This window comes from Psychrobacillus sp. FSL K6-2843 (assembly GCF_038626375.1).
Taxonomy (GTDB): domain Bacteria; phylum Bacillota; class Bacilli; order Bacillales_A; family Planococcaceae; genus Psychrobacillus; species Psychrobacillus faecigallinarum.
The window spans coordinates 2,130,160-2,155,844 of sequence record NZ_CP152021.1 but is presented as its reverse complement, the minus strand read 5'-3'; the positions used below and the strand labels follow the sequence as shown (position 1 = coordinate 2,155,844).

Here is a 25,685-nt window from a genome sequence, read left to right as displayed (position 1 = left end):
GAGCAATCATTTTGAATAGAAGTGTAATAAAAGCATATGATGAACTTGCCAATGACTATGAGCATCATGTGGATCAAAGAAGCTTTTATAACACAGAGTATGAAAGACCTGCCATGATTAAGGAATTACCAAGGTCGGTAAGTAACTTAAACGTGTTAGATGCGGGTTGCGCAGCTGGTTGGTACACCTGTGAACTTATTAGATATGGAGCAATAGTTACAGCTACTGATATTAGTCAAAATATGGTTGACGCTACTAAAAGAAGAGTTGGTGAAAAAGCTACCGTTGTTTGTTTAGACCTAGCAGAGGAACTTCCATTTGAGAATAGCAGCTATGACTTAATTATTTCTTCTCTAGTCCTTCATTATTTAAAAGATTGGAAGTCTACATTCAAAGAATTTAATAGAATCTTAAAACCAGGTGGAAAATTGCTATTTTCTGTTCATCATCCATCTATGGACGTGAGATTATCAAAAGAAGGGAACTATTTTTCTCACGAACTAATTGTTGATGAGTGGACCCGTGATGGTAAAATCATTGTGGTCCCTTTTTACAGAAGGCCTATGCAAACAATACTGAATGAAACCTTACAATATTTTAAATTAGAAAAAATAATAGAGCCACAGCCTACAGAAGAATTTAAGAAAAGGGATTCAAGTGGTTATCAAAAACTGAAAAAAGCACCGCATTTCTTGATAATACAGGCAAGTAAACATGGCTAGATCTATTCTATGTTTAATAAGAAATTACACAAACACAATGATTGTTAGTACTCCATATAGAAAAGAAACTATCTCTTCTTTTCAAATTTTTTTCTATTGGTTTTTTGTATTATTTTACGGAACTTACAATTTTATTCCATTAACTATGTTATTGTTTTGATATACATAATTCTTGGAGGGGTTTAGATGGTCTTAAAAATTGTAACTATATTCACAGAAAAACATTTAAATGACTTATTTCTTTTGTTTCAAAATGAATGGTGGACAAAAAATCGAACAAATGACGATATACTAAAAATGTTAGATTTAAGTCATGTAGCTATAGGTTTAGTTGATAGTGAGACCGATGAGCTAGTAGGGTTTGCAAGAGCTATTACAGACGGTATGTACAGAGCCTTTATTTTTGATGTAATAGTAAAATGTAGCGATAGAAATCGAGGACTAGGTTTTACATTAATGAATAGTCTTCTGGAAAATTCCCTTATTCAAAGTGTGGAAAGAATTGAGCTTTATTGTCCTGAACGATTAGTTTCTTATTATGAGCAATTTGGGTTCTCAACTGATGTGAACGGGAGTACTTTAATGAGGTTGAAGCGATGAATTTAATAGCCAATGGAGAGTACAAAATTAAGATCAACGACATTTTTCACTGGATTAAAGTCGAGGGAATAGAACATAATACGATACCCCTAGTAGCTATTCATGGAGGACCAGGAGGTAATCATTACGTATTTGAGCATATTGCAGGAGCAAAATTATCTAATCACAGAACGGTTATTTATTATGAGCAACGAGGCTGTGGAAGGAGTGAAAAACCTCTATCACAAAGTGATTATTCATATGAGCTCTTAATCGAAGATTTTACTAAGATACTAGAGTGGTCTGGATTTCAAAAAGTTGACTTACTTGGCTATTCGTTTGGAGGAGAGTTAGCTCTCGAGATAGTTGCTAGCTTATCTGAAAAAATACACAAAGTAGTAACCTCATGTCCAAGCCTTATTTCATTAGAAACACAGTATTTGCTTCAAATCGCAGGATTTGTCTCTGTGGCGGAGCCAAGACTTTTATACGAAATAGAACAAGTTTTAGCCGAAACATCCTCCATTCACACAAAACACAAAAAGATTTGGGAAATTGTTAATGAAAACACTTTAGACAAATTTATGTTCAATAATATAAAAAACGCAAATATTTACCGAAAGCAAATGATTGAAAGTGGCTTAAAAAATTCGGGTCATATGATGGCAGCGTTACAAAGAAATCCTCGCGAAATTCCATTGTATGAAAGATTATCTCAAATTACCAATGAAATCCTTATCATTACAGGAGTCCATGACCGTAATAGCGGTTTAGGCATTTCAAATCTCATACATAATAATTTACCAAAGAGTAAGTGGGTTTTGTTTAATGAAAGTGCACATTTTCCTGAAATAGAGGAAACAGATAAGTACGTAAATCAAGTCCTCGCATTTTTAGAATCTTAGATTATAGTAGCAAGTGAAAGGATAAGAAAATGAACATAGATGTAATTCTAGATGAGCTTATTAGTAAGGGGATATTGCCAGCAGATGTAAAATGGCAAGTTTCTCATTTGCAAGGTGGAACCGTAAGTGAATTATACCTTATACAAAACACAGTGGGAGAAAAAATAGTAGTAAAAAGTAATGTCCCTGCCTTAATAGATGCAGAAGGTGAGTTTTTGAAAATATATGAAGAAATTGACCTTGTACCGAATATTATGTATGTGGAAAAAACACATAAGTATTTAGTTTATAGTTTCATAGAAGGAGAGACTAATCTCGGAGTAATAGATAAAAAGCAAATGCTTAAATTACTTGTTGAGGGGCTCATCAATCATTATAAAATAACAAAAAAATATAATGGTTGGGGATGGGCTGATGATCTTTCTTCCTCCTGGTTTGATTTCATGGAAACAAGAGTTGAAGAATCATCAATCTTGTTAGCAGATTATTTAGGTGAAGATGACTTCAAGCTCGTACAAGATTTAATCCAAAATCAAAGTAATCTGAATTTAAAGCCATTCCTTTTACATGGAGATTGTGGAGTACATAATTTTATATTTAATGGTAAAGAACTTAAAGGTGTTATTGATGCTTCACCAGTCATAGGTCATCCAATGTATGACCTGGTTTACGCCTTTTGTTCATCCGCTGATGACCTATCTAAGGAAACAATCGACTATGCCTTTTCCTTGATGAATATAAAAGATGAATATTTGGCTAATAACCTGTATAAAGAGGTTGCAATTGGTTTATATTTTAGATTGGCTACTTGCCTCAAGCATCATCCAGAGGACTGGCCGATTTACAAAAAAGGCTGGGATTATTGGAAAGCGATTGTTTAGAAACCCTATCTACATCTGATTGATAAATAATCCAATAAAAATAAGTGTGATAGTGGAATTTCCAATCATCGATATTAATTTTGAGTAGCCCATATCAGTTTCTATTATTTCAGGCTTATCTTGATAAATCCATTTCTTTAACGATTGCACTGCTTCCTTCCGATTGATCAAAGGTTAAATACGCCACATCGTGTGGAAATTCGACTTTGTTACCAACATCCTGTTGGCCTGAAGCGCTCGGACTGAGCGCAGCGAGGGAGGAGGGTGATGCCGTGCCCGTGGAAAGCGCAGCGCCTGAAATGGAAATCGACGATTTCTCAATATGTATTGTAAAAAAAAAGACTATAGACAATTTCAAATTTCTCTGGTTTGTCTACAGTCAGTGGCCATATCTTTGAGAAATGGCCTTTCAAGCTTTGAAAATATTGCTGTGGTTGCTTAAGTGTTATTTTGTACTGATTTTCGATTAATACATAAGAGATCAATGTATGCTCTCTAAAGCAATTTTTAAATTTGGATATACTATAGAAGATATTTCTATCCCTTCTATGATAGTCATTTTAGCTAGATCAGGACTGACTCCAGTGGCAATTACATTAATGCCCATTAAACGAATCATTTGAACCATTTCATTTATAAGGCGAATATTTACTTTGTCTATTTTATAGACGCCAGAAAAATCAATTATTACGTAATTTACATCCATATTTGCTATTTTAGGAGTAGAATTTTCTATCAAATATTTGATTCGAAAAGTATCGATGCGGCCTACTAATGGTAAAACAATTATTCCATCTTTTACTGGAATAACTGGTGTTGCTACTTTAGCTATTTCCATTTGAGAAGTCTTCTTATATTCGCTTACAAGAAATTCATAATTTGCAACAGTTTCGTTAAGGCTAACATCTAACATTCTATTAACTTGAATTATCATTTTACTTAATTCGTGCAAGCTAAGATTGAACTGAACAGCTAAATTAGTTAGTATCTCAGTTATAACATTGCGGGTAGGGAGATATCTAACTACTAAAATAGATAAATTACCATCTAGAGAGACCATTGCCGCATTCCTCTTACTCCATTCCAACAAGGAATCAGGAATTTTTTCTTCTCCGCTTACGACATACTCCCCAATAAAGCTTACAAATTCTATATACATATTTATCGCTTGCTCTTGCTCCCAAGGCGGAATTTCCATATCTATAGAATGGACTACACCATTAACTATTTCGTTAGCCAACAATTCCTTGTTATTAAAGATATAATTCGAAATGCTTTTAAGTGAGCTCATATTCTTTCTCCCTTTTTGTATTGCTTCTTATTCATCATAAAAATTTGATTCTTGTAAGTCAAGGTTTTAAGCAATAAGAAATAAATGAATATAGTAAGCTTTTCAGTATTAATTTCACAGACATTTCAAATAAATAAAATAAAAAGTTATACTAGTAACAAATATTCTTGTAGAAAGGATAGGGTGAAATGGAAATAAATAATTTGATAAGAGTTAGTACAAGGCAGGGATTAAGAGATTGGCTTGAGCTAAATTCAAATAAAGAAACATTTTGTTGGGTATTAGTAAGTATGACTGAACAATCAGGCGACATCCTGTATTTAGAAGCAGTTGAAGAGGCATTATGTTTCGGTTGGATTGATGGTACAAAGAAGAAAATATCAGATACTGAACTAGCTCAAAGGCTTTCCAAAAGAAAGGAAAAAAGTAACTGGACAGAATTGAATAAAGAAAGAGTATGGAGACTCGAAAAATTAGGTTTGATGAAAGAAGAAGGACTGAGAATTCTCCCTGATATGCAACCTGAATCCTTTACTATAGATATAGAAATCGAAACTTGTCTGAAAAAAGAGGAGCAATTATATCAGAACTTCGTTAATTTTCCTGAACTATACAGGAGAATTAGAATTGATACAATTCAAAGTTATAAAAATGAACCTGTTATCTTTAATAAAAGGTTGGATAAGTTTATTGAAAATACGAGAGAAAACAAAATGTACGGTCAGTGGAATGACAATGGTCGCTTAATTAATTATTGAAGGAAGGAAATGAGAATTGAAAATAGAACGATTGATATCCATCATATTCAAGCTCCTAAATAATGAAATTTTGTCAGCTTCTAGTTTAGCTGATGAATTTCAAGTATCATCCCGGACAATTTATAGAGACATCGAAACTATTTGTGCAGCAGGAATACCAGTCGTTTCATACCAAGGTACTAACGGTGGCTTCGGAATAATACAAGGCTATAAATTTGATAAAAGTTTAATGGGTTCCTTTGACATACTAAATTTAATAACAGTATTAAATAGTTTATCGAGTATTTTTGAAGATAAGAAAGTTATCATACGGGATATTCGGAATTCTCTATTATTCTTACGTTCTCTGCAATAACCATATAAATACCAGTTACGAAACTTATAATGGAGGCGAAGGGGTTCTATTTTAGGTTTTGAGGAAGTAATAATTTGGGTGAAACCTAATTCCTTAGCAGAAGTGTTAGACCAATTCCAAAATTATCCAAAAGAACTTAACAGTGATGGAAGTATGACATTTACAATTTCTGTTTATAGGCCTCTACAAGCTGGATAGCTTAAATCTATTCTTTTAAGCTTCGGTAGTGGGGCTAAAATTATCAAACCTGTAGAACTACAATCAATTTTAATAGAGGAGGCAAAAAAAATAATTAAAGTTTATAAAGATGTATGACAAACTGCTGTCATATATCTTTTTTTATAATACAAGTGTATCAACTATTAAAACCAAGAAAAGAAGGAGTAGATGTTAAATGAATCACGGAAAAAAATGTATGAGTATCATGTTTGGGCTAATAAGGTGTTACTAGAAAGACTAAAGGAATTACCAAGGAATGTTTTGAATGAAGAAGTTAGTAGTTCTTATCCTACTATTGCACAAACGTTTAGTCATATTTATGTGGTAGATGTTATGTGGTTAAAAGTACTTAAAGGAATGGATATGCAAGAAGCATTGGAAGCTTCAATAGCTTTCTTAGAAAAGACCAATTTATATTCTGAAGATGAATTTGTTAAGTCATTGGAAGAACTGGCTTCAGACTATGAGGAATGGTTGGATAGCCAAAAGGATTTAGAACAAAAAATTAATCTAAATAATCCTTGGTCAGGTGCTAGAGAAACGGCTTACTCAGAAATTTTATTTCATGTTGCTAATCATGGAACTTATCATCGAGGTAACATAACAACGATGTTAAGACAACAGGGGCACGCTTCGACAATGAATGACTTATCTTTATATTGGTATCATAGTTAGTTCAAATTAACTTATTGAAGTACAGCTTAACAAGCCAAATTTTAAAAAATGATAAAAAGTGAGGTATAAGCGAAAAGAACCCATTTTGATAGCAATCATCAAAATGGGTTCTATTTTATATTGTTAAGCTCTCAATTTTTGTACTTCAATAAATTGAATATGATTGTCTTGCTTGTCATGGATAGAGAACATAAAACCATCATGCTCAATTTGATTATCCAAATTTAAATCTATATCCTGTGTATAATACCATCCACCGATTGTATCTACGTCAGGATTATACAGGTCAATTCTCAATAATTTTGCAACATCATCAAGTAAAACGTTTGTATGGATTATATAATGGTCTTCTTTTACTTTACGAACATCTGGTACTTCATCGTCATCAAACTCATCTCGAATTTCTCCTACTATTTCCTCCAGGATATCTTCAACAGTGACAAGTCCAGAAGTACCACCGTATTCATCCAATAATATAGCCATGTGAATACGTTCTTTTTGCATTTTTAACAGTAAGCTGTTGATTGGGGTTGTTTCAATAGTATTAATCACGGGATTTACAAAATGCTTTATAGTAAAGTTCTCTACTGTTATACGATTGTTAATACCTTGTGTTAGGAAGTCCTTAATGTTGATAAATCCAATTATGTTATCTCGATCTTCTTCATATACAGGATAACGCGTATACCGCTCTTCAGAGATGGTAGTTAAGACCTCATGAAACGTTGCGTTTATCTCAAATCCAATTATTTGAGTTCTCGGTACCATAATCTCTCGTGCGATTCGATCATCAAATTCAAAAACGTTATTTACATATTTCAATTCATTTTGGTTTATCTCTCCACTCTTATAGCTTTCTGCAAGAAGCAGGCGAAGCTCTTCCTCTGTATGAGATAGCTCGTGCTCTGATGCTGGTTTCATACCAAAAAGGCCAACTAGCAAACGAGCAGAACCATTTAAGAACCAAATGAAGGGATAAAGTATCTTATAAAAAATCATTATTGGTTTAGCGAATACAAGAGTTACTGCTTCAGCTTTTTGAATTGCTATTGTTTTAGGAGCCAGTTCACCAACTACTACGTGTAAAAAGGTAGCTATTACAAAGGCAGCCCCTATGGTGAAGTAATGAATATTGTCAGTGCCGATTCCTATCGCTTCAAATAATGGATGAAGGATAAACTCGAAAGTTGACTCACCAACCATCCCGATACCTAAAGCTGTTACAGTAATACCAAGCTGGCAGGCCGATAAGTATTCATCCAAATGAGTAGTAACTTGTTTTGCAGCTTTAGAACCTTTCCGTCCTTCAGCAAGTAATTGATCTATTCTTGATTGTCGTACCTTTACAATGGCAAACTCCGTAGCAACGAAGAATGCTGTTAAAGCTATTAATATGACAAATATCGTTAAATTCAATGCGGTCAATAAGTTGTCTTACTCGAAAGTAAGACTTCACCTCCTAAGTGATCAATAGTAATAAGGATTGCATAAGCGCAACACTTTCTGTTGAAACTTTCTGTTTAATAGAATGTTTAGTGTTATCTTCTTTGTCATTTATTTGTTCCAATAAATGAGAAACTTCCTTTTCTAAATATTTCATCTGTAATCGTATTTCTTGAATGTCTATTTCCTCAACAACATCTCTTGCAAGCTCTCTTTTGATTTGCTCTAGTGACATACCATCTGACTTTTTCTCTTCAATTAGTCTTAGTTTTTCAATCGCATCATAAGGATAGTAACGATAATTGGAACTAGAACGTTCAGCTTCTAATAGACCAAGAGTAGTATAATAATCAATGGTACGTTTAGTGATGCCACTTTTCTCAGCTAATTCGCCAATTCTTAGTTTCTCTTTCCCAACTGTATCACTCCTAACCGTAACGTTATGGTTTAGTATATTATGTGTTTAATTGAATTGCAAGTGATAATACTAAGGTTTAGCAAATTCATTTATAGTTTTTAGCTTTATGTAAATAAGAGTATAGTGTATGAAAAAAGGCAAAATTCATAGCTTAATTATCCATAAATATATACTTTTCATAGGAGAAGGGCCTTAAGAAATTGCTGGAAAAGGGACTTAGACATGAATATAAATCATCTTAATATATCTCTTGTTATACGATAGTTTAGAAGATAGACAGTACTCAGCAGCCGAGAGTATATAGTCTTTTCGTATAAAGAGTGAAACGGTCATAAATTTCTCTATCCGGTTATAAAACCTCTTGGAACGATCATAAAAAATTCTAAACGGATATAAATCTACTTCTTTCGACAATTTCTTATTAGAAGACATTTCGTGAATACTTTAATGGTTTATAGTAGAAATATGAAAGAATTCTACTATTTTAAAAGGTGAATTTTTCAAGTAGAAGGGAGATAACAGATGCCAACTATCATATGTGAAATTTTTATAGATGCTCCAATAGACCTTTGCTTTGATCTTTCGAGGGATGTGACCATTCATACAAAAACAACCGGACAAACAAAGGAAAAGGCTGTTGAAGGCAAAACTAATGGCTTATTAAATAAAGGAGATTGTGTTACCTGGGAAGCCACCCATTTTGGTATTAGACAAAAACTAACAGCCAAAATCATTGAAATGGAGAAGCCGTATACATTTAAGGATGTCATGGTAAGTGGTGCCTTCCATTCTTTTACACATACTCATCATTTTAAAGTACAAGGTACTGGCACGTTAGTCAGGGATGAATTTGTCTATAGATCACCTTTAGGAATTTTAGGGAAACTAGCAGATGTTTTGTTTCTTAAAAGATATATGACAAGTTTTTTAAAACAACGTTCCCATGAATTAAAAAGGATAGCTGAAAGTCAAAGAATACAAATCTAAATCCGTTAGGTTATCACTAAACACATGCAATTATCACTCTTTTTAATAGTTTTGTAATATAATATTTGTAGAATTGGAGATGATAATAATGGTAATTACTACAATGAGTTCGAGAGCTGATTTGGTTGAAAAGCTACAAGTTGAGGTAAAAACAAGAGGGCATAAAGTGATAATCGACGAACCAACTCGTTTAGGTGGAACAGATGAAGGAATGAATCCATTAGAATTATTGCTTTCTTCACTAGGTGCTTGTCAAACAATAGTCGCTCAAATGTCAGCTAAGAAACTTGGCGTCCAATACCATCATCTAACTGTTGAGTTAGAAGGAGATATTGATACAGATGGGTTCCTTGGACTTTCGGATATTCGACCTGGTTTTTTAGAGATCAGATATAAAGTCAATATTATATCCGATGAGCGTCAAAAGAAAATCGAAGAATTCATTTCATATGTAGAAGCTCACTGTCCAGCATTAGATTCATTAATTAATGGTGTCAAGGTTGTATCTCAAGGTGTAAATGTTCAACAAACAGAAAAATAAGCGTGCTTACTATAATGAACGAGGCTTTTATATCAATTTCTATAGTAGCAAATGAGTTCTCGAAAATAACTAGAGGATGGTAATGACTTAAGTCACGACCATCCTCTTTTTTTAGAAGATCCCTAGAAAAGACTCTTGTTCTTATCTTAAAATCCTCTTTTATAAGCTTTTGGCACGGTAGCTTTGCCATCTAAAATTTCTTGAGTATGCAATGCCCAATATGGATCTTTTAACATACCTCGGCCAATAGCTACCAGCTCTATATCCTCTTCAGCCATGGTTTTTTCGGCTAAAATTGGATCTTCTAATATTCCTACAGCAATTACTGGTAGATCTAGTGCTTGTTTATATGCTCTTGCAAAAGGTACTTGGTAACCAGGAGTATTTGCAGGCTTTACTTTTCCAGGGTTAGCTTCCCCTCCGCTAGAAACATGGAATACGTCTACTCCAGCTTCCTTGTACTGTTTTGCAATTTCAAGAGAGTGCTCTAAACCATAACCACCATCTATATACTCTATTGCTGAGATTCGGAACAATAGTGGCATATCCTCAGGCATAACACTTTTCACAGCTTTAATTACTTCTACACCAAATTTAGCATAATTGTCTCCATATTCATCAGTACGATTATTTATAGAAGGGGAGTGGAATTGGTGTATTAAATAGCCATGAGCTCCATGGAGTTCAATTGTATCGAAGCCTGCATCTACCGCTCGGCGAGCTGCTTCTTTATATTTATTTACCATTTCTTTTATCTCTTCTATAGTTAATGGTCTTGGTTCCTTCCATGTGCCATCAGATTCTACAGGTAAATTGGAGGAGCTTATCGGCTGGTCGGCATCTGTAGCTTTTCTTCCAGCATGAGCAATTTGGATACCAATTTTAGCATCGTGTTTATGTACTTCAGTTACGATTCTTGCATATGCAGGAATCTGCTCATCTGACCATAAACCTAAATCATAATCTGTAATTCTCCCGTCAGGTTCTACATCTGTCATCTCCACAATGATTAAGCCTGTGCCACCGACCGCTCGTGATACATAGTGAACAAAATGCCAGTCATTCGGGATCCCATCCTTAGCTTCTACGGAGTATTGGCACATTGGAGCCATTACAATTCTATTTTTTAAACTTAAACCTTTCACATTATACGGTGTAAATAGTTTGGACATTTCTATCAATCACTCCTTTTTGTTATTATCGCTTGTTTTGTCTATTCGTTCAAATAATGCGCATTAATAGAAACACAGATTTTATAAATGAAAAGTTTCAATATGCATATTTAATAAATTTTGGTTGTATTTATACAATCTTAATGTTACATTATGTATATTAATACGAAATAACCGTATATAAATACATTGGAGGAATTTAATATGAGCAAAAAAGTTGTTTTAGCATATTCAGGTGGATTAGATACTTCAGTTGCAATTACTTGGCTAAAGGATGAGGGCTATGATGTTGTAGCTGTTTGTTTAGACGTAGGAGAAGGCAAGGATTTGGAGTTTGTGAAAAACAAAGCATTAGAAGTTGGAGCAATTGAAAGCTATATGATTGATGCAAGGGAAGAATTTGCAAATGAATATGCATTGATCTCCATGCAGGCTCACACGTGGTACGAAAATAAATATCCATTAGTATCTGCTCTGTCACGTCCACTGATTTCTAAAAAACTAGTGGAAATTGCTGAAAAAACAGGTGCCACTGCCGTAGCTCATGGTTGTACTGGTAAAGGTAACGATCAAGTACGTTTTGAAGTTTCTATTAATGCATTAAATCCAGATTTAGAGGTAATCGCTCCGGTACGTGAGTGGAGCTGGAGTCGTGAAGAAGAAATCGCTTATGCAAAAGAGAAGAATATTCCGATACCAATTAACTTAGATAGTCCATTTTCTATTGACCAAAACCTTTGGGGACGTGCAAATGAATGTGGTATTTTAGAGGATCCTTGGGCAGCACCACCTGAAGATGCTTATGATTTAACAGTTTCATTGGAAAATGCACCCGACACTGCAGACATTATTGAAATCGAATTTTTAAAAGGAGTTCCAGTATCACTTGATGGAGTTAATTATCCATTACATGAGCTTATTCTAAAATTAAACGATGTAGCTGGGAAGCATGGCGTTGGACGTATTGATCACGTAGAAAACCGTTTAGTTGGTATAAAGTCCCGTGAAGTATATGAAATACCTGGGGCACACACCTTACTGCTCGCTCATAAAGAACTTGAAGATATCACTTTAGTAAAGGAACTCGCTCACTTTAAACCGGTAATGGAAAAGAAATTAACAGAGCTTATTTATGAGGGGCTTTGGTTTTCGCCATTAAAAACAGCACTTGAGGCATTTTTAAAGGAAACACAGCAATATGTAAATGGAACTGTACGAGTAAAACTATTCAAAGGTCATGCGATTGTAGAAGGACGTAAATCCCCAAACTCCTTATACAATGAAAAACTTGCTACCTATACGTCCGAAGACGAATTTAACCATACTTCAGCTGTTGGATTCATTGAGTTATGGGGACTACCGACAAAAGTACATGCAATGGTAAACAAGGGAGAAAAGAAGGTGCAGGTATGACCAAGTTATGGGGTGGACGTTTCCAAAAATCCGCCGAGCAATGGGTGGACGAATTTGGAGCTTCTATCGAATTTGATCAAAAGTTAGTAATGGAAGATATAGATGGTAGTATTGCACATGTCCAAATGCTTGGCGATTGCAATATTTTATCTACTGATGATGTAGACATAATTCTCGGTGGCCTAGTTCAACTTAAGCAGCTTGCAGTGGAACATAAGCTTGAGTTTTCTATTGCTAATGAAGATATACATCTGAATTTAGAAAAGATGTTAATAGATTTAATTGGACCAGTTGGTGGAAAGTTACACACTGGGAGAAGCCGGAATGACCAAATTGCAACAGATATGCATTTGTATTTAAAGAACCGAGTAGAAGAAATTATTGAGTTGATCCAAGTATTCCAAAAAACAATCGTGAATCAAGCAGAGGATCATATCGAAACACTTGCACCAGGTTATACTCATTTACAACGTGCCCAACCAATTTCCTTTGCGCATCATTTAATGGCTTATTTTTGGATGCTTGAGAGAGACAAAGAACGTTTTTTAGATTCTATGAAACGCATTGATATTTCACCGCTAGGTTCCGGTGCACTTGCAGGAACTACCTTTCCGATAGACCGTAAGCTTTCAGCAGATTATCTTGGATTTAGTAATGTTTATGCTAATAGTATGGATGCAGTAAGTGATCGTGATTTTATCGTTGAATTTTTAAGTAACTCTTCCTTGCTCATGACTCACTTATCACGTTTTGCAGAAGAAATTATTTTATGGTCTAGCTCTGAGTTTAACTTTATCGAATTGGACGATTCCTTCTCTACTGGATCAAGTATTATGCCTCAGAAGAAAAATCCAGATATGGCAGAGTTAATCCGTGGTAAAACTGGTCGTGTATTTGGAAACCTAATGGGACTTTTAACCACTTTAAAAGGGTTGCCGCTTGCATACAACAAAGATATGCAAGAGGACAAGGAAGGTATGTTTGATACTGTAGAGACAATTGTTGGATCTCTTAAAATTTTTGAGGGAATGATTCGGACAATGACTGTACATACTAAGCGGTTGCATGATACAGTGCATAAGGATTTTTCAAACGCTACAGAGCTTGCAGATTATTTAGCAGCAAAGGGACTTCCGTTCCGAGAAGCTCATGAGGTGACTGGTAAGCTGGTGTTCCTATGTATTCAACGTGGATATTTCCTTTTAGATCTTCCTTTAAATGATTTACAAGAAGCTAATAGCTTAATAGAAGAAGACATTTACGAGGTATTATCACCATTAGCTGCTGTCAGAAGAAGAAATTCGCTCGGTGGAACAGGCTTTAATCAGGTTGAAATTCAAATAGAAGAAGCTAAAAAACGATTAATATAAAGTAAAACCCGTAGGAATGGATAAACACAATTTCTGCGGGTTTTCTTTGTATGTTATTTAGTAAGCTACTAATTTTACTCAGCGGACTCCAGATAGCGATATAGTGTTGACTTGCTTATGCCCGTTTCTTCTTTAATCTCATGGAGAGTGAAATCTCCTGAATGGTACATGGCAATTGCTTTTTTTATATTAGTATCCGGTTTTTTTGGTCGTCCTAATGTTTTTCCTTGTTCCTTTGCATTTTCTATGCCAATTGTTGTAGTCTGTTTTACTATGTCTGTCTGAAAATCCATTAAATACTGCATATATACTCTCAATGAAAGATTAAGTACCTCATCACTTTGTATTCCCTCATGAATGAATTGAATGACAACGCCGTCTCTTTCACCAAGCTTAAGAAGATCTACAAGATGTCTTGTTGTATCGGCAAGGACAAACATTCTTTCCACTACAATGATGTCTCCTTTTTTTAAGTTCATTAGAAGTGACTCTAGCTCTGTACGTTTTTTTGATGAGCCGTGGCTCTCCTGAAAAATATTTTGTGTTCGAGAGCCTAAACATGCTAGCTGTTGTTTGCAAGTAACATCATTATAGAGGGGTCTAACATATCCATAAATCATATAAAAGCAACTCCTTACATTTGTCCCCAAAAAGGTTCCATTTTGGGAATAAAGATGGTATGATAATCGAAGATTTTTTTTAGAAGGAGATTATCATGGAAAATATAAAACAACAATGGTTTGGAAACATACGGGGGGATATACTGTCTGGTATTGTGGTCGCGCTAGCCCTCATACCAGAAGCAATCGCTTTTTCAATTATTGCAGGTGTCGACCCTATGGTTGGTCTGTATGCTTCCTTTTGTATTGCGGTCATTATAGCATTTGTAGGCGGACGGCCAGGTATGATTTCTGCAGCTACAGGAGCTATGGCGTTAGTAATGGTTCCACTAGTTAAGGAATACGGTTTAGATTACTTATTAGCAGCAACTATTTTAACAGGTATTATTCAAATAATGTTTGGTGTATTTAAAATTGCTAAATTGATGAAATATATTCCAAATGCTGTAATGATCGGTTTCGTCAATTCGCTTGCTATTTTAATATTTATGGCTCAGGTTCCACATTTCATCGGTATTTCAACCATGACATATATATTTGTAGGCATTACGCTTATTCTTGTATATACATTACCACGTTTTGTAAAGGTAATACCAGCACCGTTAATTGCAATTGTCGTTTTGACTATTATTGCAATTTACAGTGGATTAGATTTAAAAACAATTGGAGATTTAGGTAACATTACTCAAACTTTGCCTTCCTTCTTTTTACCAGACGTCCCTTTAAAATTTGAAACGTTACAGATTATATTCCCTTATTCAATCGCACTTGCAATCGTAGGATTAGTGGAATCTCTGCTCACTTCACAAATCATCGATGATATGACTGCTACGGAAAGTGATAAAAATAAGGAAGCAAGAGGTCAAGGTATTGCTAACTTTATCAATGGATTCTTTGGAGGAATGGCTGGTTGCGCCATGATAGGTCAATCGGTAATCAATGTGAAATCAGGGGGTAGAGGAAGACTATCTACATTAGTTGCTGGATTGTTTCTTATGTTCTTAATTATTGTATTAGGTGATTTAGTTATTAAAATTCCAATGCCGGTATTGGTTGGAATCATGATCATGGTTTGTATCGGTACCTTTGACTGGAATTCTTTTAAGTATTTAGTTAAGGCCCCAAGAACCGATGCAATTGTCATGCTAACAACTGTAATTATTGTAGTTTATACACATGACCTATCTAAGGGAGTTATCGCAGGGGTAATTTTAAGTGCTGTTTTCTTTGTTGTAAAAATTTCAACCTTAAAGATAATTCAACAGGAACAGCGATATATTATAGAAGGACAGCTATTTTTTGCTTCTACTGATAGCTTTGTGGATTACTTTAAAAAAGTATCCATACATTCGGAAAGTATACAAATCGATTTTTCTAATAGTCGGATCTGGGATGATTCAGGGGTAGTTGCATTATTTAAAGTAAAAGTTTTACTTAGTGACCGAGCTATACAAGTAGAATTAGTTGGCTTAGATACATATAGCCAAAAAATGATTGCACAGATCGATGGCTTATCATCTCATTAAGGGGGAAATCACAAATGTATAAACATATCGTTTTAGCAGCTGATGGCTCTGAAAATGCTGACCGTGCAGCGAAAGAAACTATAAAAATAGCTTCTATGAGTAAGGACTGCGTAGTGGAAGTAGTGTATGTTGCGGATTTTGAAAATGCGAAGACCGAGGTATTGCACTCTAGCTCTAAAGAGGCATTAGAGCTAGAAAGACGTAGAAAAATTAAAAATGTAGAAAAACTATTAAATGAATCAAAGATTTATTATAAAGTAAGAATACTGCATGGTATCCCAGGACCAGAAATTGTGAAATTTGCTAATGAGAATAATGTAGATCTTTTAGTTATAGGTAGTAGGGGATTAAATTCCTTGCAGGAAATGGTTTTAGGTAGCGTCAGTCATAAGGTGATTAAACGCGTAAATTGTCCAGCTTTAGTAGTTAAATAGGTTTTTTGATAAGTCCTGTGTTTCACAGGGCTTTTAATTTTGAACGAATTTTCATATAATTTAAGAAACAAAAGGAGGAGAATTATGGAGACTCAAGAAGGTATTTATATTCGTTTACTTAAAATAGAGGACACTGAAGCCTCATTAGCTCTAGAAACAAAAAACAAGGAATTTTTTAAGCATTACACAGTATTAAGAGAACCAAGCTTTTATACATTTGAAAAAATAAAGGAACGGATCGAAAATGGGATTGAAGGAGCAGCGAATGATACTTTATATGCTTTTGGAATTTTTTTGTCAGGTACGGATGAGTTAATAGGCAATGTATCATTATCGCATATCTCACGTGGTCCGGCTCAAAGCTGTATGATTGGTTACTACTTAGATAAAAATCAGAATGGGAAAGGTTATATGACGAAGGCTGTCCAGTTAGCGGTTGACTATGGTTTTAAGACGTTGAAATTACATAGAATAGAAGCTGGAGTTATGCCTCACAATATTCCTTCTATAAATGTTCTAGAAAAAGCCGGCTTTCACAAAGAGGGAATTGCTAAAGAAAATGTGAAAATTAACGGAAAATGGCAAGACCATCTTATATTAGCAATTATTAACCCCGATGATTCAGAATCTGAGGTTTAAATAATATTTGATTGTATTTATAGTTTAGACTCTTTTAGGCTAAATAACTCAAATCAAAAAGCTTAACTTAGGAGAAATCAAGTAATGTTAAATTTTAAAAGGCTCAATTTAGAACATAACAAAAGAGTTATTATAATTTCAGATATACATGGAAATTTACATTTATTCAAAAGCTTATTAGAAAAAGTCAATTACCAATCGGAAGATTATTTGTTTATAAACGGCGATTTATGTGAGAAAGGTGATAACAGCCTAGAAGTCATAGAATTTGTTCGGTTGCTCCAAGAAAGCTCTAGTAACGTATTTATAACGAAGGGTAATTGTGATGTTGTTCATCGATATATAATTCAGGAAGATAAATCCATTATTTCTTATATGAAAAATCGTAAAAAATCTGTTTTAAACGAGATGCTCAATCAACATGGAAAGAGTCTGGATGAATATACTAGCTTAAGCGAACTATCTAAGTTTTATCAAAAGCATTATTCAGAGATGATTGCCTGGCTGGAGGGCCTTCCAATTGCCTTTGAAACAGAAAATTTTATAGTCGTTCATGCAGGAATTGATCCTATAAAAGATTGGAAACTTACTGATGAAGAAACCGCATTAAATATTTCCTCTTTTCTAGATAAGGGTCATCAAGCCAATAAGCTAGTCATTGTAGGACATTGGCCGGTTATAAACTACCGTTCAACTTCAGTAAGCTCCCATAACCCTATGATAGATATAGATAAAAACATAATTTCAATTGATGGGGGAAACCAAATAAAACAGGATGGACAATTAAATGCTTTAATCATAGAAGGCGATACATATTCATATACCTATGTCGACAATCTTTCTAAATACATAATTGCACACAATGATTTCGGAGGATGCTCAAATAGAGTTGGTACTGTAGCTTATCCTAATTACGAATTAAAAATTATAAGACAAGAAGAATACTTTACCTTATGCGAAAATGTAAAACTAGGTATAGAACAGTGGATTAAAAATGAATATATTATTGAAAAAAACGGGACAAACTTTTGCAGGACAGATTTAAGTACTACCTTTCTCCCAGTAATGAGAGGAGAAAAGGTTTGGGTAGTAGATGACGGGTGTGCCGGTTACATGCTTGTTAAAAATGTTCTCGGAGAAATCGGATGGATTGAACAATAAATTTATTTACAAAAGGTATGGAGTAAACTCTGTACCTTTTTCTATTGACATTTAAACAGCACTACTATAAATTTTAATTAACATTGAATAGTCAACGTTGAATAAAAAGAAGGAGTGGTGAAATGTTATATTTGCAAGCTACAAATTTAGTAAAGAAATATGGTAACCGAGATGTAGTTAAGGATATTAATATGAATATTAGCCAAAACGAAATCCTAGGTGTAATTGGTCCCAATGGTGCAGGTAAGACAACTTGTATTGAGTTACTAATCGGATTAAAGGAAGAGGACGGCGGGACTATTCAATATTTTATGGAGGATTTTAAAAACAATATTGGAGTACAGCTACAATCAATATCCTTTTTCCCAAGGTTATCTGTCTCTGAAAATTTAAGGTTGTTTGGAGCCTTTTACAAAAAGAATGTAAATAAGTACGAAATGAAAGAAATCCTTTCAAAATGTAACTTAACTCAAAGCGCTAATATGGAAGCATCCAAGCTTTCCGGAGGTCAGCAAAAACGTCTTGCAATTGCTATTACGTTAATACATGATCCGAAGCTAATATTTCTAGATGAACCAACAGCTGCATTAGATCCACTTTCAAAAAAAGAATTACATTCCCTAATTCGCCAATTAAATAAGGAAGGAAGAACAGTTGTGTTTACTTCACATGACATGGAGGAGGTAAACTATCTAGCGAACAGAATTATATTTATAAATAAAGGCAGGATTATTTGTGAAGGTGATCCTAAATTATTGATAGAAGAACACAATGTAGCTAATTTAGAAAGCCTATATATTAAATTAATCTCTGAGGAGGTCTCTGAATGTTAATTATTTTTCGTTCTATGATTGTAAGTTCTTTGAGAGATAAAATTACCTTATTTTATTCTCTTTTGTTTCCTATAGGAATGATTATTGTATTAGGTCTCTATTTTAATAATATGGATGAACGTATTTTAACAGGCGTGACAGCAATTGGAACATTATTTTGGGGTATGCAAGGAATCGCTTTTCAAATTCTTTATCAACGAAACAAAGGTGTCTATAAAATGTTGAAAATAACTCCTTTACCGATTGGCCATTTTATCATTGCTATGGTGCTCGCTAGAACTGTTTTGGGGGTAATCTTAAATATGGGTGTATGGATTATTGGAGTCTTGTTTTTTCAAATATCGATTAGTAGTGAAGCAATCATAGGAACTTTGCTACTTGTTACAATAGCAACACTCTGTTTTACTAGTTTTGGTTTTTTAATAGCCAACTTAGCTAATAATGAGGGCCATATTAATATGATTGCAAACCTGATTCAAATTCCTTTTATACTAATAAGTGAAGCTTTTTATTCTTTAAGTAAAGCACCCGGTTGGATCCACTTCATCAGCAAACTATCACCTTTTGAACACTACGTTAAAGCGTTGAAAGGCTTAACCGATGGAATGATGTTACCTATGGGATCCTCTATACTAATATTGTTAATTTACACACTGTTTAGCTTTTTATTGGCTGTTATTACCTTTAAATGGGAAGAACGGATAGGTAGTGAATACAAACCTATTTCTAACTAGGCTGACAATCGTCTTGTGCTATAATAATACTCAATATTGATTATTTATAATTGAGGAGATATTTATGACAAGATTGATGGTATTAGGCCTACTAAAATTGAAGCCGATGAGTGGTTATGAAATTCAACAAACACTTCAAACAAGTGAAGCGGATCGTTGGGCAGGAATCTTAGCTGGTTCTATCTATCACGCTCTTAAGAAAATGGAAAAGGAGCAACTAGTAGAGCTAGAAGCAGTAGAGAATATTGGGAACAGAAGTAAAGCCATCTATAGAATCACTGAACATGGCAAAAAGGAATTTCAAACATTGCTAAAAGAAACATTGCAGGAACAATCTGTTAACCTGCCAAGTAATCTATACACAGCATTAAGCTTTATACAAGACCTTCCAAAAGATGATGTTTTAGAAGCTCTCTATAATCAAAAATTACAAATTGAAACAGATTTAGAACAGCAAAAAAGAGGTATTCAAGTTAAGAAAGAACATATGAAAGCGGATGAAGTTACAGAACTTATTTTTCACAATATGTACAGTCAATACGAACTACAAATACAGCTTCTCGACGATTTAATTAAAATCTATGAAAAAAGATGAATCTTGTTCCACAATCTAGGTTTTTCAATTCATTAGTCAGATTCAAGTCCAAGTGGAGAGCTTTTTCAATTGGCAACGCCTTTGTGACCGACATCCTCTTGGCCTGAAGCACCCGAACTGAACGTAGAGAGGGAGAAGTCTGAGGCCGTGTCGGTGGTTAGCATAGCGCTTGAAAACGATTTATTTGAGTTTATAAAGTGTAAATTGCTTGATAATAGTTTAATAGTTCTTTCCCCTTGATAGCTGCCGTGACATACAAATGTCGGCAGCTTTTAATTTTTTTCTATCTTTATTCGAGCCATAATGATATATTTAATGTGAATTTTTAGACTTTTAAGTTTAATGCTTCATTGATTATTATCAGTTAGCACTTACAAAGTAAAACTGCCAGAGTCAGTGTCTTCCCTAAAAAAGTGTATGTATCTCCACAGCTAAATAAATTATTCTCTATTGGATCATACAGAGGCAAGGTGCAAAGTTAGACAAAGCATCTATTTATCTTTTTAAAAGTAATAGACAATAATTTAAAATGTCTCTAATACATAGGAGTGTTATGAAATGAGCCAAAAATGGTTGGAATGGGCAAAGAGGATTCAAGCTTTATCACAATCTGGATTAGCCTTTTCTAAGGATATATACGATATCGAACGATACGAGGAATTAAGAGCTATAAGTGCTGAAATTATAGCGGGACATACAGGAATAGAATTTCAAAAGGTACAGGATTTATTTACTAATGAAACAGGTTATCAAACTCCCAAAGTAGACGTCCGTGGAGTAGTTTTCAAGGATAACAAGATTCTCATGGTTTGTGAGAGTATTGACAACAAATGGTCCTTACCAGGTGGTTTTTGCGATATTGGGTTATCTGCATCTGAAAATATTGTAAAAGAAATAAAAGAGGAATCCGGTTATGAGGTAAAACCTATTAAATTGCTTGCATTATTGGACAAAAATAAGCATCCTCATCCACCAGAAGCATATCATTATTATAAAATATTTATCCGCTGCGAAATAATTGGAGGGACACCAGCAAGCGGTGTCGAGACAAGTAATGTTCAATTTTTCTCTCCTACTAATTTACCGCCACTTTCTACTAACAGAAACACAGAATCACAAATAATCACTATGTTTGAATACCTGCACAATCCGGATAAAGATACGATATACGATTAAACAAATATGGAGGCATTCCGAATGATTTATGTAGTGCGTCACGGAGAGACAGATTTAAATAAAGAAGGCAGATTACAAGGACGCATGGGTCTACCTTTAAACGAGAAAGGTAAACAGCAAGCAAGAGAAATGAAAGAAATGTTAAAAACTGTACAATTTGATCTAGTTTTTTCTTCTCCCCAAGAACGAGCAGTTCAAACTGCTGAAATTATAACAAATTTAGAACCTATAGTAGATTCTAGGTTAGACGTTTTTGACTTAGGAGAGGCAGATCAATCAAAAAAAGAAGAAGTAAAACTAAAAGGTGCAATACCTGATCCAACTATATACAAAGGCGTGGAGGATATAAAATCCTATGTTGGGCGTATATTTGATTTCATGGTGCAGCTTGAAGAGCAATATAAAAGTAATAGTGGAAATATACTTATAACCGGTCATCGTTGTACTACAGGATGTATAGGGGCCTACTTCAAAGGAATACCTGAAGATAAAAATATCTTATGTTATTCCTCAAACAACGGAGAATTTAAAATATACACATTTAAGGAGGAGTTAAATGTTCATCGTTAATGTGGAGGGCGCTATATACAAAGAGGGAAAGTGGCTCTTAGTGAAACGAAGCGAGAAGGAAGAACATGCTGCTGGAAGTTTGGCATTTGTGGGTGGCACAGTAGATCAAGAGGGTGATGCAATTGACATATTTGAAAGAACGTTGCACCGAGAGATCAAAGAAGAGGTAGGTATTGAAGTTACAAACCTTCAATATGTAAACAGTTCTTCCTTTATATCAGATACTGGAAAATCTGTTGTTGATATTGTCTTTGTCTGTGACCACTCATTTGGTGAACCCTACGTCAAATGCAGAGAAGAAGTGGATGAAATAGTTTGGCTGACGACTGAGCAAATATTAAGTAGTGATGAATTCCCTGATTATTTCAAAAGAAATATTACTCTAGCAGACCAATTTAAAAATACATGAAAAAGTAAAATAGTCTCATGAATAAAACCTAAAAGTCTTTATAAACTTGTAATTAAAAATATAAATGGTATAATTTAGAAAAATAATTATAAGATAATTTCAAGAAAAACATATATTAGACTTAAGGGAGAAAAGAACAAGATGAAAAGTTCTCGAAGTCGAGTGAAAAGAAAGACTTTTAAAAGAAAGAAAGTTATATATACTATAATGATTAGTTCTATTTTACTGATGTCTGCAGTCATTTTCTTTGCCATCAATTTATCGTGGGAGGCAAAGCATGCGAATAATAAAATATTTGCGCCATTGATTAAGGACCTTGAAGAAGACACTGGTACGAAAGAAGTAAAAGCTAAGTCTCCGTTTTCAATACTTTTAGCTGGCATTGAGCATGGAGAAAATGAAAAGTATGGTCGATCAGATATGCTAATTGTAGCTACAGTCAATCCAACTACCAACAAAATGTCAATGGTTAGCATACCTAGAGACACTTTAGTTTATATAGAAGGACTAGATAAAGAAGACAAAATAAACCATGCTTATTCAAATGGTGGTATCAATTGGACAACTGATACAATAGAAAACATGTTAGGGATACCTATTGACTATTACGTATCGACAGATTTCCAGGGTTTCCAGGACATAGTTGATACTTTGGGAGGGGTCGAAGTCGACGTTCCTTTTACCTTTAAAATTCAACTCGCTAATTTTGAGTGGAAGACCTATACAGAGGGACCTATGTTTTTAGAGGGAGACGAGGCTCTAGCATATGTACGTATGCGTAAAAAAGATCCAGAGGGTGATAAAGGACGAAATGAAAGACAGAAGCAAGTCATCCAATCACTTTTAAGCGAAATGACCAATGTGAGTATGATTACTAAAATAGATGATTTAATCAAGGATATTGGAGAAAATGTCAAAACCAATATTCCTTCCTCAGACTATATAAAGCTAGCTAAAATGTATCAGCAGATAAAAGGAACGCCCATTGAACACTTACAGTTAGATGGTACAGGTAAAACCATATATAGTAAAGAAGCTGGCCATGATCTCTGGTATTTTATAGCAGATGAAAACTCTTTAAACGAAGTAAGCAAAAAGCTTAAAACAAACTTAGAGGATACTACTTATAAGGCAAATTCGGATGAAGTAAAGGACTTAACAATAGGTAACTAAAGTGCATCAGGATTATCTCCTGATGCTTTTTTGTGTAATTTTTTAATACTTTGATCTAATTAACTTGCTTCCATGATTAAATTTTGTTAATATAACTGACGAACGTTCGTTAAAAGGAGTGAGAGATGTGAAAAGCCAAGAGCTCAAAGAATCAGCTCTTAAATATTTTACAATTCACGGCTATGAAGGTGCTTCGCTTTCCCAAATCGCTGAAGATGTGGGTATGAAAAAACAGTCTATTTATGCACACTATAAAGGGAAGGATGACCTTTTTCTTCAGGTTTTAAGAGATGCCAAGCAAACTGAATTGGATACTAAGTTAGAGTACTTTCGTCCATTAAACTCTAAGGATCCCCAGAATGATTTGTATGGATTCCTGCAAATGGTCATTAATCTTTTTCAAAAAGATGAGCATTTAAAGTTTTGGTTACGTATGTCATTTTTCCCACCTGCTCACTTAGCGAAGGAAATTGAAGAGGATGTACTTGATATAGAGAAACAAGTGCAAGCTATGTTAGAAGACAAATTTAAACAATGGATGGATGAAAATTTGGTTATTGGTGAGTCCGCGTTAATATTGACTTATGCATTTCTAAGCATGGTAGATTCAATGATGCTTGAACTGGTATATGTCAATGAAGAAAAACGTTTACACGAGAGGCTAAATGCCTCGTGGAAAGTATTTTGGCGAGGCATATCTATTCATTGATAGTAAAGAAAGAAGTGTATATATGAATAAATCTATAAAAGAACAAAAATCAGTAATTATTATCTTATTAAGTAATATTTTCATCGCGTTTTTAGGAATAGGACTCATTATTCCTGTGATGCCATCGTTTATGAATATCATGCATTTGTCCGGAAGCACAATGGGTTATTTAGTAGCAGTGTTTGCTGTCGCTCAACTGATCACATCTCCATTTGCTGGCCGCTGGGTAGACCAATTTGGTCGTAAAAAAATGATTACCATCGGTTTACTATTATTTAGTGTTTCCGAGCTTATTTTTGGGGCGGGTACAAACGTCTGGGTACTATACCTTTCAAGAGTATTAGGAGGCGTTAGTGCTGCATTTATTATGCCGGGTGTTACAGCATATATTGCTGATATTACGACGATTCAGGAGAGACCTAAAGCAATGGGCTATATTTCAGCAGCCATTAGCACAGGTTTTATCATAGGGCCAGGGATTGGCGGATTTATAGCAGAATTTGGGGTTAGATTGCCATTCTACTTTGCAGCAGGAATAGCATTTATCGCCTGTATTTCCTCTTTGTTTATACTGAAAGAACCACTTTCAAAAGAAGAATTAGCTGAAATATCAGCTAACAGTAAACAAACCAATTTTGTAGGCGATTTAAAAAAATCACTAAAACCAATGTACTTTATAGCTTTCATTATTATATTTGTTTTAGCCTTTGGTCTATCTGCATACGAAACGGTTTTTAGCCTATTCTCTGATCATAAGTTTGGTTTTACACCAAAGGACATCGCTGTCATTATTACCATAAGTTCCATATTTGGAGTAGTAGTACAAGTATTTATGTTTGGAAAGTTAGTAGACCTTTTAGGCGAAAAAAAACTAATTCAAATTTGCCTAATTGTAGGAGTGATTTTGGCATTCATTTCTACGGTCATTTCTAGCTTTATAATAGTCCTTATAGTAACGAGCTTTATATTTCTTGCATTCGATTTACTCCGTCCAGCACTCACAACATTTTTATCCAGAGCAGGCGGAAAAGAACAAGGATTTGTTGCGGGCATGAACTCAACATATACGAGTTTAGGAAATATTATTGGACCTGCACTAGGTGGTATCTTGTTTGATGTTAACATCAATTTTCCATACATTTTCGCTGGTATAATCATGGCAGTCGGCCTAGGGATTACATTTATGTGGAAAGAACAACAATTCAAAGATAGTTTTCTTAGTTAACGATAAGTATATTTCTTATAAGAAAAAAACAATTTAGCATCTTTTCCTGTAATGAAGGTGAACACTACATTACAAAAGAAAAGATGCTCTTTTTAATTCATTAATTAGCATAATTGTAGCGGCAGGCGGCGACAACGGCGGGATTGTGAGCC

29 protein-coding genes and 2 pseudogenes are annotated in these 25,685 nt (G+C 34.4%); 24 read left to right on the top strand and 7 right to left on the bottom strand.

The window, feature by feature from the left end; genetic code table 11:
* The first annotated feature begins 11 nt into the window (after positions 1–11).
* The 4 genes from MKY94_RS10830 (at position 12) to MKY94_RS10815 (ending at position 3,087) form a co-directional block, all read left to right on the top strand.
* A complete protein-coding gene (locus tag MKY94_RS10830) occupies positions 12–722 on the top strand; it encodes a class I SAM-dependent methyltransferase (protein WP_340844451.1) in 711 nt (236 codons plus the stop codon).
* A 186-nt stretch (positions 723–908) separates the two neighbouring features.
* Positions 909–1,322 (top strand): GNAT family N-acetyltransferase, encoded by a 414-nt coding sequence (locus MKY94_RS10825; RefSeq protein WP_342577071.1) that lies wholly within the window; start codon positions 909–911, stop codon positions 1,320–1,322.
* The gene (locus MKY94_RS10820; protein ID WP_342577070.1) at positions 1,319–2,206 is read left to right on the top strand and encodes an alpha/beta hydrolase; all 888 of its coding nucleotides are present in this window, start codon (positions 1,319–1,321) and stop codon (positions 2,204–2,206) included. Before MKY94_RS10825 ends, MKY94_RS10820 begins: the two co-directional genes overlap by 4 nt.
* 29 nt (positions 2,207–2,235) lie before the next feature.
* Positions 2,236–3,087, top strand: coding sequence for a phosphotransferase (locus MKY94_RS10815; protein ID WP_151109724.1), 852 nt, complete (start codon positions 2,236–2,238; stop codon positions 3,085–3,087).
* Positions 3,088–3,096: 9 nt separating this feature from the next.
* Here MKY94_RS10815 and MKY94_RS10810 read toward each other — a convergent pair whose 3' ends face one another.
* On the bottom strand, positions 3,097–3,237 hold the full coding sequence (locus MKY94_RS10810) for a hypothetical protein (protein ID WP_154310755.1): 141 nt from the start codon (positions 3,235–3,237) through the stop codon (positions 3,097–3,099).
* Between the two features lie 331 nt (positions 3,238–3,568).
* Positions 3,569–4,378, bottom strand: coding sequence for an STAS domain-containing protein (locus tag MKY94_RS10805; protein ID WP_151109726.1), 810 nt, complete (start codon positions 4,376–4,378; stop codon positions 3,569–3,571).
* Positions 4,379–4,566: 188 nt separating this feature from the next.
* Here MKY94_RS10805 and MKY94_RS10800 point away from each other — a divergent pair, with 188 nt between their 5' ends.
* Both MKY94_RS10800 and MKY94_RS10795 read left to right on the top strand, forming a co-directional pair.
* Positions 4,567–5,136 (top strand): YdeI/OmpD-associated family protein, encoded by a 570-nt coding sequence (locus MKY94_RS10800; protein WP_340844449.1) that lies wholly within the window; start codon positions 4,567–4,569, stop codon positions 5,134–5,136.
* Positions 5,137–5,152: 16 nt separating this feature from the next.
* Positions 5,153–5,437, top strand: a pseudogene (locus MKY94_RS10795) (HTH domain-containing protein); the annotation flags it as partial.
* 2 nt (positions 5,438–5,439) lie between these two features.
* Here MKY94_RS10795 and MKY94_RS10790 read toward each other — a convergent pair.
* Positions 5,440–5,544: pseudogene (locus tag MKY94_RS10790) on the bottom strand (WYL domain-containing protein); the annotation flags it as partial.
* Between the two features lie 334 nt (positions 5,545–5,878).
* On the opposite strand from MKY94_RS10790, the gene MKY94_RS10785 reads away from it, so the two are divergent.
* Complete coding sequence (locus MKY94_RS10785) at positions 5,879–6,385, top strand: DinB family protein (RefSeq protein ID WP_340844448.1); 507 nt, start codon at positions 5,879–5,881, stop codon at positions 6,383–6,385.
* 123 nt (positions 6,386–6,508) lie between these two features.
* Here MKY94_RS10785 and MKY94_RS10780 read toward each other — a convergent pair whose 3' ends face one another.
* Entirely contained in the window at positions 6,509–7,810 is a 1,302-nt protein-coding gene (locus MKY94_RS10780; protein WP_151109732.1) for a hemolysin family protein, read from the bottom strand.
* A 34-nt stretch (positions 7,811–7,844) separates the two neighbouring features.
* Entirely contained in the window at positions 7,845–8,225 is a 381-nt protein-coding gene (locus MKY94_RS10775) for a MerR family transcriptional regulator (protein WP_305076199.1), read from the bottom strand.
* 543 nt (positions 8,226–8,768) lie between these two features.
* Here MKY94_RS10775 and MKY94_RS10770 point away from each other — a divergent pair.
* Entirely contained in the window at positions 8,769–9,233 is a 465-nt protein-coding gene (locus MKY94_RS10770) for an SRPBCC family protein (RefSeq protein WP_191697139.1), read from the top strand.
* Between the two features lie 88 nt (positions 9,234–9,321).
* On the top strand, positions 9,322–9,774 hold the full coding sequence (locus MKY94_RS10765; protein WP_340844447.1) for an OsmC family protein: 453 nt from the start codon (positions 9,322–9,324) through the stop codon (positions 9,772–9,774).
* A 146-nt stretch (positions 9,775–9,920) separates the two neighbouring features.
* On the opposite strand, the gene MKY94_RS10760 is transcribed toward MKY94_RS10765, so the two are convergent.
* Positions 9,921–10,946: an NADH:flavin oxidoreductase/NADH oxidase gene (locus MKY94_RS10760; protein WP_154310761.1), complete on the bottom strand. Its 1,026-nt coding sequence runs from the start codon at positions 10,944–10,946 to the stop codon at positions 9,921–9,923.
* 204 nt (positions 10,947–11,150) lie between these two features.
* Here MKY94_RS10760 and MKY94_RS10755 point away from each other — a divergent pair, with 204 nt between their 5' ends.
* Together MKY94_RS10755 and argH are read left to right on the top strand one after the other, a co-directional pair.
* On the top strand, positions 11,151–12,359 hold the full coding sequence (locus MKY94_RS10755; RefSeq protein WP_144536290.1) for an argininosuccinate synthase: 1,209 nt from the start codon (positions 11,151–11,153) through the stop codon (positions 12,357–12,359).
* Positions 12,356–13,729, top strand: a complete 1,374-nt coding sequence (gene argH, locus MKY94_RS10750; RefSeq protein ID WP_191697137.1) for an argininosuccinate lyase — start codon at positions 12,356–12,358, stop codon at positions 13,727–13,729. The genes MKY94_RS10755 and argH overlap by 4 nt, the downstream gene beginning before the upstream one ends.
* A 74-nt stretch (positions 13,730–13,803) precedes the next feature.
* Here argH and MKY94_RS10745 read toward each other — a convergent pair whose 3' ends face one another.
* Positions 13,804–14,349 (bottom strand): recombinase family protein, encoded by a 546-nt coding sequence (locus tag MKY94_RS10745; RefSeq protein WP_154310763.1) that lies wholly within the window; start codon positions 14,347–14,349, stop codon positions 13,804–13,806.
* 92 nt (positions 14,350–14,441) lie between these two features.
* On the opposite strand from MKY94_RS10745, the gene MKY94_RS10740 reads away from it, so the two are divergent.
* The 13 genes from MKY94_RS10740 to MKY94_RS10680 all read left to right on the top strand — a co-directional run bounded on the left by MKY94_RS10740 (position 14,442) and on the right by MKY94_RS10680 (position 25,533).
* A complete protein-coding gene (locus MKY94_RS10740; RefSeq protein WP_191697210.1) occupies positions 14,442–15,875 on the top strand; it encodes a SulP family inorganic anion transporter in 1,434 nt (477 codons plus the stop codon).
* 14 nt (positions 15,876–15,889) lie between these two features.
* Positions 15,890–16,309, top strand: a complete 420-nt coding sequence (locus MKY94_RS10735) for a universal stress protein (RefSeq protein ID WP_191697136.1) — start codon at positions 15,890–15,892, stop codon at positions 16,307–16,309.
* An 84-nt stretch (positions 16,310–16,393) separates the two neighbouring features.
* On the top strand, positions 16,394–16,948 hold the full coding sequence (locus tag MKY94_RS10730; RefSeq protein ID WP_144536301.1) for a GNAT family protein: 555 nt from the start codon (positions 16,394–16,396) through the stop codon (positions 16,946–16,948).
* 84 nt (positions 16,949–17,032) lie between these two features.
* Entirely contained in the window at positions 17,033–18,109 is a 1,077-nt protein-coding gene (locus MKY94_RS10725; RefSeq protein ID WP_144536303.1) for a metallophosphoesterase, read from the top strand.
* Positions 18,110–18,231: 122 nt separating this feature from the next.
* A complete protein-coding gene (locus MKY94_RS10720; RefSeq protein WP_340844444.1) occupies positions 18,232–18,942 on the top strand; it encodes an ABC transporter ATP-binding protein in 711 nt (236 codons plus the stop codon).
* On the top strand, positions 18,936–19,676 hold the full coding sequence (locus tag MKY94_RS10715) for an ABC transporter permease (protein WP_340844443.1): 741 nt from the start codon (positions 18,936–18,938) through the stop codon (positions 19,674–19,676). Before MKY94_RS10720 ends, MKY94_RS10715 begins: the two co-directional genes overlap by 7 nt.
* Before the next feature lie 64 nt (positions 19,677–19,740).
* The gene (locus MKY94_RS10710; RefSeq protein ID WP_340844442.1) at positions 19,741–20,271 is read left to right on the top strand and encodes a PadR family transcriptional regulator; all 531 of its coding nucleotides are present in this window, start codon (positions 19,741–19,743) and stop codon (positions 20,269–20,271) included.
* Between the two features lie 558 nt (positions 20,272–20,829).
* The gene (locus tag MKY94_RS10705; RefSeq protein ID WP_144536314.1) at positions 20,830–21,447 is read left to right on the top strand and encodes an NUDIX hydrolase; all 618 of its coding nucleotides are present in this window, start codon (positions 20,830–20,832) and stop codon (positions 21,445–21,447) included.
* Positions 21,448–21,468: 21 nt separating this feature from the next.
* Positions 21,469–22,017, top strand: a complete 549-nt coding sequence (locus MKY94_RS10700; RefSeq protein WP_191697132.1) for a histidine phosphatase family protein — start codon at positions 21,469–21,471, stop codon at positions 22,015–22,017.
* Complete coding sequence (locus tag MKY94_RS10695) at positions 22,004–22,426, top strand: NUDIX domain-containing protein (protein WP_144536319.1); 423 nt, start codon at positions 22,004–22,006, stop codon at positions 22,424–22,426. The genes MKY94_RS10700 and MKY94_RS10695 overlap by 14 nt, the downstream gene beginning before the upstream one ends.
* A gap of 207 nt (positions 22,427–22,633) precedes the next feature.
* Positions 22,634–23,599 (top strand): LCP family protein, encoded by a 966-nt coding sequence (locus MKY94_RS10690; protein WP_191697209.1) that lies wholly within the window; start codon positions 22,634–22,636, stop codon positions 23,597–23,599.
* Between the two features lie 127 nt (positions 23,600–23,726).
* Positions 23,727–24,308, top strand: coding sequence for a TetR/AcrR family transcriptional regulator (locus MKY94_RS10685; protein WP_151109756.1), 582 nt, complete (start codon positions 23,727–23,729; stop codon positions 24,306–24,308).
* Positions 24,309–24,330: 22 nt separating this feature from the next.
* Positions 24,331–25,533, top strand: a complete 1,203-nt coding sequence (locus tag MKY94_RS10680; RefSeq protein ID WP_151109758.1) for an MFS transporter — start codon at positions 24,331–24,333, stop codon at positions 25,531–25,533.
* Positions 25,534–25,685 lie beyond the last annotated feature (152 nt).

Excerpts from the sequence above, each read along its gene's own strand:
- MKY94_RS10825 (WP_342577071.1), top strand. The coding sequence starts at position 909 with ATGGTCTTAAAAATTGTAACTATATTCACAGAAAAACATTTAAATGAC.
- MKY94_RS10820 (WP_342577070.1), top strand. The coding sequence starts at position 1,319 with ATGAATTTAATAGCCAATGGAGAGTACAAAATTAAGATCAACGACATT.
- MKY94_RS10815 (WP_151109724.1), top strand. The coding sequence starts at position 2,236 with ATGAACATAGATGTAATTCTAGATGAGCTTATTAGTAAGGGGATATTG.
- MKY94_RS10805 (WP_151109726.1), bottom strand. The coding sequence starts at position 4,378 with ATGAGCTCACTTAAAAGCATTTCGAATTATATCTTTAATAACAAGGAA.
- MKY94_RS10800 (WP_340844449.1), top strand. The coding sequence starts at position 4,567 with ATGGAAATAAATAATTTGATAAGAGTTAGTACAAGGCAGGGATTAAGA.
- MKY94_RS10785 (WP_340844448.1), top strand. The coding sequence starts at position 5,879 with ATGTTAAATGAATCACGGAAAAAAATGTATGAGTATCATGTTTGGGCT.
- MKY94_RS10770 (WP_191697139.1), top strand. The coding sequence starts at position 8,769 with ATGCCAACTATCATATGTGAAATTTTTATAGATGCTCCAATAGACCTT.
- MKY94_RS10765 (WP_340844447.1), top strand. The coding sequence starts at position 9,322 with ATGGTAATTACTACAATGAGTTCGAGAGCTGATTTGGTTGAAAAGCTA.
- MKY94_RS10760 (WP_154310761.1), bottom strand. The coding sequence starts at position 10,946 with ATGTCCAAACTATTTACACCGTATAATGTGAAAGGTTTAAGTTTAAAA.
- MKY94_RS10755 (WP_144536290.1), top strand. The coding sequence starts at position 11,151 with ATGAGCAAAAAAGTTGTTTTAGCATATTCAGGTGGATTAGATACTTCA.
- argH (WP_191697137.1), top strand. The coding sequence starts at position 12,356 with ATGACCAAGTTATGGGGTGGACGTTTCCAAAAATCCGCCGAGCAATGG.
- MKY94_RS10745 (WP_154310763.1), bottom strand. The coding sequence starts at position 14,349 with ATGATTTATGGATATGTTAGACCCCTCTATAATGATGTTACTTGCAAA.
- MKY94_RS10735 (WP_191697136.1), top strand. The coding sequence starts at position 15,890 with ATGTATAAACATATCGTTTTAGCAGCTGATGGCTCTGAAAATGCTGAC.
- MKY94_RS10730 (WP_144536301.1), top strand. The coding sequence starts at position 16,394 with ATGGAGACTCAAGAAGGTATTTATATTCGTTTACTTAAAATAGAGGAC.
- MKY94_RS10725 (WP_144536303.1), top strand. The coding sequence starts at position 17,033 with ATGTTAAATTTTAAAAGGCTCAATTTAGAACATAACAAAAGAGTTATT.
- MKY94_RS10720 (WP_340844444.1), top strand. The coding sequence starts at position 18,232 with ATGTTATATTTGCAAGCTACAAATTTAGTAAAGAAATATGGTAACCGA.
- MKY94_RS10715 (WP_340844443.1), top strand. The coding sequence starts at position 18,936 with ATGTTAATTATTTTTCGTTCTATGATTGTAAGTTCTTTGAGAGATAAA.
- MKY94_RS10710 (WP_340844442.1), top strand. The coding sequence starts at position 19,741 with ATGACAAGATTGATGGTATTAGGCCTACTAAAATTGAAGCCGATGAGT.
- MKY94_RS10705 (WP_144536314.1), top strand. The coding sequence starts at position 20,830 with ATGAGCCAAAAATGGTTGGAATGGGCAAAGAGGATTCAAGCTTTATCA.
- MKY94_RS10700 (WP_191697132.1), top strand. The coding sequence starts at position 21,469 with ATGATTTATGTAGTGCGTCACGGAGAGACAGATTTAAATAAAGAAGGC.
- MKY94_RS10695 (WP_144536319.1), top strand. The coding sequence starts at position 22,004 with ATGTTCATCGTTAATGTGGAGGGCGCTATATACAAAGAGGGAAAGTGG.
- MKY94_RS10690 (WP_191697209.1), top strand. The coding sequence starts at position 22,634 with ATGATTAGTTCTATTTTACTGATGTCTGCAGTCATTTTCTTTGCCATC.
- MKY94_RS10680 (WP_151109758.1), top strand. The coding sequence starts at position 24,331 with ATGAATAAATCTATAAAAGAACAAAAATCAGTAATTATTATCTTATTA.